Below are 9,188 nucleotides of genomic sequence, written 5' to 3' on the forward strand. Positions count from 1 at the left end.
TCGCGCAGCCGCCAACCAACCGTGGAGCAGCCCTCGCTGCTGTACCAGCAATGCCGAATCCGTCCGAATCGCATCCGCAGAACGACTTCATGAACGCCGCGCGCAAGGAGCGCAAGCGCGTCGAAATTTATCTCGTCAACGGCATCCGTTTGACGGGGTGCATCGAGTCGTTCGATCAGTATCTCGTCATGCTGCGCACACCCGTGGGGTTGCAAGGCATCTACAAACGCGCCATCTCGACAATCCAGATCGATACGGGTACGCGCCCCGGCCCGCGCGGCCCGCGCACCGGCGGCTATGGCGAACGCCATGGTTCGCGCGAAGGGTCTGGCCCGCGCGAATCCCGTGAGCCCCGCGAAGGGCGCGAACCGCGCGAACCCCGTGAGCCGCGCGAGCCGCGGGAGGGCTACGGCGCACCTTCGGCCCCGGAGCACCGCTCGTCCGAAGGGCCGGTGGTGGTCACCCGCCGGCGCCGTCCGTTCAGTACGCTGCAAAGCAGCCAATCGAGCCAGTCCAGCGGGACGAACGAGCCGGACCGCGACGAGTAAGCACTCGCAGGTTCAACCAGGTCTCCCCCACTCTGCGCCGTTGCCGCCCTACTGGCCGCAACGGCGCAATGCATTTCATTCAGTCGCGCTTGAACGTGTAATCGCGCTCCACCTTGCAAATGCGCGTGACGTATTGTTCATACCATTTTTCTCGTCCCAGCTTCTGCGCGATCAGATGCGTCGCGTCCGCTTTCCAAGCCGCGATCGACTCCAAATCGCGCCAATATGACACCGTGATCCCCAGACCGTCGCGCACCGATTCGGCGCCGAGAAAGCCAGCCTGCTTGCGGGCAGCCGCCTCCATCGCCTCGCTCATTTCGGCGTAGCCGTGATCGCCATCCGTGCGAATCGACGTGAAGATGACGGCGTAATACGGCGTTTCGCCCGTTTCTGCAAACGACATCGCGGCCTCCCTTTCATTGGTAGTTTGGTATACCATTATGCCTTAATTTTGCAGGAGTGCCATGCAACCGAAGATCGACTCCACTGCCGCTGCACTCGCGCAATCGCTGCGTGATGCGATCTCGCGAGGCGAGCTGTGCGATGGCACGCGGCTCGTCGAACGCGAGCTTGCCGCGCGCTTCGCCGTCAGCCGAATTCCTTTGCGCGAAGCGTTGAAGAAGCTCGAAGCCGAAGGTTTGATCGAGATCTATCCGAACCGGGGCGCCGTCGTCAGTACGTTGACGCGCACCGATGTCGAGGAAATCTATGCCATGCGGACGCTATTGGAAGGCGATGCTATGTTCCGTGCCGTCAAGCGAATGGACGAGGAAACACTCGTGCGCGCCGAGCTCGTGCACCGTCTGCTCGGCAAGGCGAAGACGTCCGGCAAGCAAGGCGAACTCAATCGCGAGTTTCACGAATTGCTGTATGCCCCCTGCGGCAATGCGCGGCAGTTGAAGGCGATCAATGAGCTGCGCGGGCAAGTGGAACGCTACGAACGCGTGCAAAGCACCCTGCTCGCCGATACGCCCGCGTTCCAGGACGAGCACGCGGCCATTTTGCAGGCGTGTCGCGACCGCGACGCCCGCACGGCCCGTGCCATGACGGTCGAGCATTTGGCGAGCGCGAGACGCATCGCCATGCAGGTGGTCGAACAGGCGCTCGCGGAACGGCCGAACACGCGCACGCCGCACCCACCGCGCGCGCGGCGGACGAAATGAGGCGAAAGCGTCCGCCGGTGCGCGGCCTGTCAGGTTAGGCCACGCACCCGAGGGCAACGCGCTCCAGCATCTCGACGGGTGGCGCGAATCGCTCGCGCCACTTCGCGCGCGGCTTAATGCGTGCGGTGGCGCGAATGCGTATGCGAACGCGGCAAGCCCTGCTCCGTCTGACGCTGCAACAGATGGATCTGCTGTCGCACGGCGCTCAGTTGCTCTTGGGCGGCCGCCTTCTGCGTCTGCAGCGCGACCGCTTCCTCGCGCGCCTGCTTCTGACGGCTCGCGACCAGCGCCTGTTGCTTATGTGCGACGTCGAGGTCTGCCTGCAGACGATCGGCTCGGGCTTGCGCCTGCGCGATCAGCGCTTCGGTGTAGGTCTTCTGCGCGGCCAGCACCGTACGCTGAATCTCGACGTCGGCAAGCTGCGCGCTGCGACGCACGAAGTCCGCATAGACGGCTTCCGCATAGTCCTGCTTCGTCGTCTTGATCACGCGCCAGTCATTCTTCTGCTGAAAGAGCACGACGTAGTACGTCATGTCCTTTCCGTAAAGCAGCAAGCTCGCCCCGTACGTGCCGTTGTAGGCCGTGCGCAGCTCAGAGAGCGCGTTGTCATGCATCAGCCGTTGTAATTCAGCAACATTACCCTGAGCTTGCGAGCTGTCGTCAGCCGACGATGCCGATACGGGCTCGTCCGCCGAGGTCACGGGAGTCGACAACTGCGTCGATGCGACTGGCGTCGCCGCGACGGCGGGTGCCGCCGGTGCGGACGTTGCGGGTGCAACGTTTGCGGCGCTGTCCGCACCCGATTGGGCCGTGGCACAGCCGTTTATACCGAATCCCCCGATTGCGATAAGCGCTGCAAGCGCGGTCCCCCGCATACGCGAATAGTGGCTCATGTGTGGTTTCCTGCACGAATAGTTCTACTTATGAGACGCCTTAACTCAAGCGCGCCATTATCCCTCACTTTCCCGCGTTTCGGGCTCCTCATCGAAGATCTGGTATTTCCGCATTTTTTCCCACAAGACTTTTCGACTGATGCCGAGGTATCGTGCTGGGTTCTGCCGCCGCCATGCGTTCGCAGCGAGCGCGGCGAGCGCGTCGCGGCCACCAACCGGAAGTCGACCTTAACGGGCATTGCCGAGCCGATCCACGTCACCGCCGAAGAGCGGCAGCGCGCGCGAATACCAGGGCATCCCCGTATGCGCCTGCCAATGGCGCAGCCTGCCTCTGCCTCTGCCTCTGCCTCTGCCTCTGCCGATGACGCTGATCACCGCCAGCGAAGCGCGCGCGCTGCGCTCCGGCGCGTTCGTCATGTCGTAGGCACCGTATCACGCCTGGTCTCGCGGGAACGGGAACGGGAACAGCGACGCACGGTAAGCGAAGCAAACAAAAACGGGGCTTCAGGAAAGCGCACCGATCAAAGGCAACCCGGGCGACAAAATGATTAGCACTCCAAACCAATGATTCTGGCCCGTAGCGGTGGCAACATCAGTCGTCGGCAGACCTGTCCGCCCCTTCTGATTAGAGGTACCACTATCAATTGAGCGCCGTATTTCGCGCGTATCCTGCAAAGATTCAAAGAAGACGCAACGCGAAGCGATTCGCCGCTGCGCATCGAACGACAGCCGATTAATCAACAGGAGGAAGACATGACGCACTTCTCGCATCAAGCCAAAACCACCGCGTGGCATGCCATTAAACGCGCCACGGTAGCAGGCATGCTGCTCGCGGCCGCCGCCACCGCATTCGCGCAGGGCACCCATACGCCGGTTGGCGTCTGGCAAACGATCGACGACAACACGCATCAACCGAAAGCGCTTGTCCAAATTACGCAAGGCGATGACGGCACGCTGAGTGGCAAGGTGATCAAAGGGCTCAATCCGCATGACACGCCTGACAAACGGTGTACGTCCTGTACCGACGATCGCAAGGATCAGTTGATCCTGGGCATGACGATCATCAAGGGCATGAAGCAGGACGGCGACAAGTGGGACGGCGGCAACATCCTCGATCCCGAAAACGGGAAAGTCTACAAATGCAACATGCGCCTCGAGGATGGCGGACAGAAGCTCGTCGTGCGCGGCTTTATCGGCATTTCGCTGCTGGGCCGTTCGCAAACGTGGATCCGAGAAGATTCGGCTGCGCAAGCGAAGAACTAACACCCGATGCCGCAGGCCGGCCGCGCATGCCCGGCGAAGTCGCCGTTACCTATGCCGGCCGTCCAAGCGGCGGGCGCACCCGCCGCTCGCACGACGATCGGTACGGCCGTGCCGGCGCCCTTTCGGCGCGTGGTTATGCGGCGCGGCGTAGTGAAGCAAGGTAGGTCAGTTTCGGCAAATCCACGGTGACGAAAGCGGGCGAAGGCTGCGTACGCGGCTTCGCCGGACGCTTTTCGCGCATGCGGGCTTTGATGGTCTCGCACAGCGCCACGCCGGCCTCGCCGTATAACCGCGTCAGCACGCATTTGAAGAGGCCGGCCGCAAACCATGCGGTAAAACGACGGTGACACGTTTGATAGGCAGGGTAGCGTTTGGGCATCGAAGCCCATGCCGCGTTGCTGTAGATCACCCATAGCACGCCGTTGAGCACTGCGCGCGTATCGGTCAGGGGACGCCCCCGGATTCGCCCTCGTGGGCCGAATTCGGGAAAGAGCGGCATGATGCGCGCCCATTGTTCGTCCGTGATATCGCTGTAAGGAGTCATCCGCGCCTCTCTCAAAACAGGGAAAAGGCACGATATGCTCGGCTGCGCGCGCTGCCTATCGGAATAGTCTGAAATTGCAGCGCGACGCGTGAAAACAGGACCCGCGCCGGCTCACGTCGATGCCCGGCGCGCGGGTGCTAAGTCAACGATGTATCGACGATCCTGCGCGGCGTCTCCAAGTATTCCTTCGATTGCATTTCGACGAGACGCGAAACCGTCCTGCTGAACTCATTGGCCATCGGCCCCTCGACGTACAGGTCTTCCGCACGCACCGCCGCGGACATCAAGAGCTTGACCTTGTGATCGTAGAAGACATCGACGAGCCACGTGAAGCGGCGCGCCTCCGACGCCATGCGCGGCGACATTTGCGGCACGTCCGAGAGAATGACCGTATGAAACCGCGTCGCCAATTCAAGGTAATCGTTTTGCGAACGCGGCCCGCCACAGAGCGTCGCGAAATCGAACCATACGACGCCATCGGCGCGCCGCAGTGCTTTGAGTTCGCGCTTTTCGATATGCAGGATCGGGCTTTCGTCAGGCACCGCCGCCAGTTGCGCATACGCCGAGCGCAGCTCGCGATCGGCCTGCGCGCCGAGGGGCGTGTGATAAACACTCACCTGTGCCAGGGTGCGCTGACGGTAATCGACACCGGCATCGACGTTCAGCACCTCGAGCTTCGACTTGATGAGTTCGATCGCGGGCAACAAGCGATCGCGATGCAAGCCGTCGGGATAGAGCGTGTCGGGATCGTAGTTCGACGTCATCACGAATTGCACACCGTTCGTGAAGAGCCGATCGAGCAGCCGATAAAGAATCATCGCATCGGCGATGTCCGACACGTGGAACTCGTCAAAACAGATCAGCCGATAACGCTTCGCCATCCGCCGCGCGAGTTCGTCGAGCGGATCGGCCTGGCCCTTCAGTTCCTCGAGCACGCGGTGCACTTCGCGCATGAACTCGTGAAAATGGATACGCGTCTTGCGCTGCACGGGCACGACGGCGTAAAAGCTGTCCATCAAAAAGCTCTTGCCGCGCCCCACGCCGCCCCACATATACACGCCGCGGGGCAATTGCGGATGGACGATCAGCTTGCGCAACGCCGACGAGCGACGCGCCTTGTAAGCCACCCATTCCGAATAGCATTGCTGGAGACGATCGACAGCCGCTCGCTGCGCCGTATCGGAGGCGTAACCCCGCGTCGTGAGCTCGTGCTCGTAGTATTCGATGACGTTCATCGTGCAGATACAAAAAAACAAAGGCGGGAGGGGTCTGCCCTGCCCGCCTTCATCGTGGCCCTTCGCTTGCCGGCCGATGGCGCTACGCCCCGGCTGGCGCTACGCCGGTCCCCCGAGGGGACACAGGCCAAGCTCGGGATGGCCGAGCGAGAAAGCGTTACTTATTGAGCGCGCGCTTGTCCACATCGAGCGCCGCTTCGCGCATCACTTCGGACAACGACGGGTGCGGATGGCAGATGCGGCCGATGTCTTCCGACGCAGCCTTGAACTCCATCGCCACGACCGCCTCGGCGATCAGATCCGACGCGTTCGCCGCGATGATGTGCACGCCGAGCAGTTCGTCCGTCTTCGCGTCGGCAATCATCTTGACGAAGCCGTCCGGCTTCGCGATGCCGAGCGCACGGCCGTTGATCGAGAACGGGAATTGGCCCTTCTTGATCTCGCGGCCTTCGGCCTTCAACTGCTGCTCCGTCTTGCCCACCCAAGCGATTTCGGGCTCGGTGTAGATCACCCACGGAATGCAGTTGTAATCGATGTGCGGCTTTTGACCGTCGATCACTTCGGCCACGAGCGTGCCTTCGTCTTCGGCCTTGTGCGCGAGCATCGGGCCACGCACCACATCGCCGATCGCGTAGACGTTCGGCACGCTGGTCTGGCAGTGATCGTCGACGTCGATGAAGCCGCGTTCGTTCGCCTTCAGGCCGATCGATTCGAGACCGAGGTTATCGGTGTTCGGCACTCGGCCGACCGAGACGATCAGGCGATCGGCTTCGAGCGTCTGCGCGTTGCCGTCCTTGTCCTTGTACACGATCGTCACGCCGTCCTTCGACGTCTTCACTTCGCCGATATTCACGCCGAGATGAATGTCGAGCCCTTGCTTCTTGAACAGCTTCGCCGCTTCCTTGGCCAGCGCCTCGTCAGCCGCACCGAGGAATGCGGGCAGCGCTTCGAGCACCGTCACGTCGGAACCCAGGCGGCGCCACACGGAACCGAGTTCGAGGCCGATCACACCGGCACCGATAACAGCCAGCTTCTTCGGCACGGCATCGAATGCGAGCGCGCCTTCGTTATCGGCCACAATCTTGTTGTCGACCGGCACGTTCGGCAGGTGACGCGCCTTCGAGCCCGTCGCGATGATGACGTTCTTGGCCGTGACGACTTCCGTCGCGCCTTCGCCGCTCACCTCGATCTGCACGCCGCCTTCGTTCTTGCCGACGAACTTGCCATGGCCCTTGAGCCACGTGATCTTGTTCTTCTTGAACAGGTACTCGATGCCGCCCGTCATCTTTTCGACGATGCCGTCCTTGCGGGCCATCATCTTCGCGATGTCCATCTTCACATCGCCGACGGTGATGCCGTGGGTCTCGAGATGGTGCGATGCGTTTTCGAACTCTTCCGACGAAGCAAGCAGCGCCTTCGACGGAATGCAGCCGACGTTCAGGCACGTGCCGCCGAGCTTGAGCGCGCCGGCCGGGTTCTTCCACTTTTCGATACAGGCGACGGTCTTGCCGAGCTGGGCAGCACGCACCGCGGCGATGTAGCCGCCCGGGCCCGCGCCGATCACGACGACGTCAAATTCTTGAGACATGACAATCCTTTCGATTGCGCGGCGGCGTGCGACGTATGGCACGCCGCCGCGGTTTCATTTATTGCGATTGAAGTGCTGATGTTCCTGCGCCTGCTCGTGCTCCCGCACAAGCAGGCGCATTGGCGCGAGCATTACAGGTCGAGCAGGAGGCGGGCCGGATCTTCGAGCGCGTCCTTCATGGCGACGAGCGACAGAACGGCTTCGCGACCGTCGATGATGCGGTGGTCGTACGACAGCGCGAGATAGTTCATCGGACGGATGACAATCTGGCCGTTTTCGACGACAGGGCGCTCCTTGGTGGCGTGCACACCGAGGATGGCCGATTGCGGCGGGTTGATGATCGGGGTGGACAGCATCGAGCCGAACACGCCGCCGTTCGAGATCGAGAACGTACCGCCCGTCATTTCTTCGATCGACAGCTTGCCATCCTTCGCCTTTTGACCGAACTCGGCGATCTTCTTCTCGATGTCGGCCAGCGACAGTTGATCGGCGTTGCGCAGGATCGGCACCACGAGGCCGCGCGGCGAGCCGACGGCGATACCGATATCGAAGTAGCCGTGATAGACGATGTCGTTACCGTCGATCGACGCGTTCACGAGCGGGAACTTCTTCAGCGCATGGACGGCTGCCTTGACGAAGAACGACATGAAGCCGAGCTTGACGCCGTGCTCCTTCTCGAACTTGTCCTTGTACTTGTTGCGCAGATCCATCACTGGCGCCATGTTCACTTCGTTGAACGTCGTGAGGATGGCGTTGGTTTGCTGCGACTCGAGCAGACGCTCGGCGATACGCGCACGCAGACGCGACATCGGCACGCGCTGTTCCGGGCGGTTCTGCAGCCACGATTCGGCGGACGCGGGCGCCTTGACGTCCGGCAGCGACGGCTTGGCCGGCTTCGCAGCCGGAGCCGCGGCGGGTGCGCGCGCGGCGGGGGCGCCTGCGCTCAGCACGTCGCCCTTCGTGATGCGGCCATCGCGGCCCGTGCCCGGCACTTGGTCCGCCGAGAGGTTCTTCTCGGCCATGAGCTTGCCGGCAGCCGGCGAAGCCACGGCACCGGCCGATGCCGTCGCGGCGGTTGCTGCCGCGGCGGGCGCAGCGGCAGCGGCAGCCGGAGCCGCAGCAGCAGCCGGCGCAGCCGCTGCACCGGCCTTGCCTTCCGTGTCGATCTTCGCGAGCAGTTGCTCGGATTCCACCGTCGCGCCGTCGGCGACGATGATTTCGGCCATCACGCCCGAATCCGGTGCCGGCACTTCCAGCACGACCTTATCCGTTTCGATTTCGACGAGGATTTCGTCGCGCGTCACTGCTTCACCGGGCTTCTTCTTCCACTGAAGCATCGTGCCTTCCGAAACCGACTCCGAAAACTGCGGAACCTTGACCTCAACAATAGCCATTTGATCTTTCCTGAACTCTTTAATCTGGTGTGGGAGGCGAACCGGGTCTTGCGTCGCACCGCACGTTGCTCGCGCCGGATACGACGCGGGAAAGCACACTCGCGCTTTCCCGGTTCACCCTCAATCTAGTTATTTGGCGATCTGCGCGCTCTTGAGCCGGCCGAACGCGCCTTCGATCAGCGCCTTCTGCTGCTCGTAGTGCTTCGCGTAGTAGCCGACCGCCGGCGAGGCCGAAGCCGGGCGGCCGCTGTATGCCAGCTTCTGCCCTTCCTTCATGCCTTCCTTCAGGTGGTGTTCGACGTAGAACCACGGGCCTTGGTTTTGCGGCTCGTCCTGCACCCACACCACTTCCGTCGCGTTGTCGTACTTCTTGATCTCCGCTTCGAACTGCTTGTGCGCGAACGGATAGAGCTGTTCGATCCGCACGATCGCGACGTCGTTCGCCTTCGCTTCGCGACGGTGAGCGAGCAGATCGTAGTAGACGCGGCCCGAGCAGACGACGACACGCTTGACCTTCTTCGCATCGATCGCGCCATCGACTTCGCCCAGCACCGGCTGGA

9 protein-coding genes and 2 pseudogenes are annotated in these 9,188 nt (G+C 62.4%); 3 read left to right on the forward strand and 8 right to left on the reverse strand.

What is annotated here, in order from left to right; genetic code table 11:
* The first annotated feature begins 50 nt into the window (after window positions 1-50).
* The gene (hfq, locus tag ACTHL0_RS25645; protein ID WP_440569890.1) at window positions 51-548 is read left to right on the forward strand and encodes an RNA chaperone Hfq; all 498 of its coding nucleotides are present in this window, start codon (window positions 51-53) and stop codon (window positions 546-548) included.
* A gap of 79 nt (window positions 549-627) precedes the next feature.
* Here the strand turns inward: hfq and ACTHL0_RS25650 are convergent, their stop codons facing one another.
* Window positions 628-951 (reverse strand): antibiotic biosynthesis monooxygenase family protein, encoded by a 324-nt coding sequence (locus tag ACTHL0_RS25650; protein WP_440569883.1) that lies wholly within the window; start codon window positions 949-951, stop codon window positions 628-630.
* A gap of 61 nt (window positions 952-1,012) precedes the next feature.
* Between ACTHL0_RS25650 and ACTHL0_RS25655 the strand changes: the two genes are divergently transcribed.
* Entirely contained in the window at window positions 1,013-1,711 is a 699-nt protein-coding gene (locus ACTHL0_RS25655) for a GntR family transcriptional regulator (RefSeq protein ID WP_440569884.1), read from the forward strand.
* Window positions 1,712-1,824: 113 nt separating this feature from the next.
* Here ACTHL0_RS25655 and ACTHL0_RS25660 read toward each other — a convergent pair whose 3' ends face one another.
* Together ACTHL0_RS25660 and ACTHL0_RS25665 are read right to left on the reverse strand one after the other, a co-directional pair.
* Window positions 1,825-2,604, reverse strand: a complete 780-nt coding sequence (locus ACTHL0_RS25660; protein ID WP_440569885.1) for a DUF2968 domain-containing protein — start codon at window positions 2,602-2,604, stop codon at window positions 1,825-1,827.
* Between the two features lie 57 nt (window positions 2,605-2,661).
* A pseudogene (locus ACTHL0_RS25665) lies at window positions 2,662-2,802 on the reverse strand (helix-turn-helix domain-containing protein); the annotation flags it as partial.
* Window positions 2,803-3,426: 624 nt separating this feature from the next.
* Here ACTHL0_RS25665 and ACTHL0_RS25670 point away from each other — a divergent pair.
* Window positions 3,427-3,867: a DUF2147 domain-containing protein gene (locus tag ACTHL0_RS25670; protein WP_440569891.1), complete on the forward strand. Its 441-nt coding sequence runs from the start codon at window positions 3,427-3,429 to the stop codon at window positions 3,865-3,867.
* A gap of 133 nt (window positions 3,868-4,000) precedes the next feature.
* On the opposite strand, the gene ACTHL0_RS25675 is transcribed toward ACTHL0_RS25670, so the two are convergent.
* From ACTHL0_RS25675 to sucA, 5 genes and pseudogenes are all read right to left on the reverse strand, one after another.
* Window positions 4,001-4,411 (reverse strand): transposase, encoded by a 411-nt coding sequence (locus ACTHL0_RS25675; protein ID WP_440569886.1) that lies wholly within the window; start codon window positions 4,409-4,411, stop codon window positions 4,001-4,003.
* A gap of 137 nt (window positions 4,412-4,548) precedes the next feature.
* Window positions 4,549-5,646, reverse strand: a complete 1,098-nt coding sequence (gene zapE / locus ACTHL0_RS25680) for a cell division protein ZapE (protein WP_440569887.1) — start codon at window positions 5,644-5,646, stop codon at window positions 4,549-4,551.
* 157 nt (window positions 5,647-5,803) lie between these two features.
* Window positions 5,804-7,234, reverse strand: a complete 1,431-nt coding sequence (gene lpdA / locus ACTHL0_RS25685) for a dihydrolipoyl dehydrogenase (RefSeq protein ID WP_440569888.1) — start codon at window positions 7,232-7,234, stop codon at window positions 5,804-5,806.
* Window positions 7,235-7,365: 131 nt separating this feature from the next.
* Window positions 7,366-8,628, reverse strand: coding sequence for a 2-oxoglutarate dehydrogenase complex dihydrolipoyllysine-residue succinyltransferase (gene odhB / locus ACTHL0_RS25690; protein WP_440569889.1), 1,263 nt, complete (start codon window positions 8,626-8,628; stop codon window positions 7,366-7,368).
* Window positions 8,629-8,757: 129 nt separating this feature from the next.
* Window positions 8,758-9,188, reverse strand: a pseudogene (gene sucA / locus ACTHL0_RS25695) (2-oxoglutarate dehydrogenase E1 component); the annotation flags it as partial.

The sequence above is a fragment of the Trinickia sp. genome, from assembly GCF_051961175.1.
In the GTDB taxonomy this organism is placed as follows: Bacteria; Pseudomonadota; Gammaproteobacteria; order Burkholderiales; family Burkholderiaceae; genus Trinickia.

What these genes read in the sequence shown, in the direction of transcription:
- hfq (WP_440569890.1), top strand. Translation starts at nt 51, where the DNA reads ATGCCGAATCCGTCCGAATCGCATCCGCAGAACGACTTCATGAACGCC.
- ACTHL0_RS25650 (WP_440569883.1), bottom strand. Translation starts at nt 951, where the DNA reads ATGTCGTTTGCAGAAACGGGCGAAACGCCGTATTACGCCGTCATCTTC.
- ACTHL0_RS25655 (WP_440569884.1), top strand. Translation starts at nt 1,013, where the DNA reads ATGCAACCGAAGATCGACTCCACTGCCGCTGCACTCGCGCAATCGCTG.
- ACTHL0_RS25660 (WP_440569885.1), bottom strand. Translation starts at nt 2,604, where the DNA reads ATGAGCCACTATTCGCGTATGCGGGGGACCGCGCTTGCAGCGCTTATC.
- ACTHL0_RS25670 (WP_440569891.1), top strand. Translation starts at nt 3,427, where the DNA reads ATGCTGCTCGCGGCCGCCGCCACCGCATTCGCGCAGGGCACCCATACG.
- ACTHL0_RS25675 (WP_440569886.1), bottom strand. Translation starts at nt 4,411, where the DNA reads ATGACTCCTTACAGCGATATCACGGACGAACAATGGGCGCGCATCATG.
- zapE (WP_440569887.1), bottom strand. Translation starts at nt 5,646, where the DNA reads ATGAACGTCATCGAATACTACGAGCACGAGCTCACGACGCGGGGTTAC.
- lpdA (WP_440569888.1), bottom strand. Translation starts at nt 7,234, where the DNA reads ATGTCTCAAGAATTTGACGTCGTCGTGATCGGCGCGGGCCCGGGCGGC.
- odhB (WP_440569889.1), bottom strand. Translation starts at nt 8,628, where the DNA reads ATGGCTATTGTTGAGGTCAAGGTTCCGCAGTTTTCGGAGTCGGTTTCG.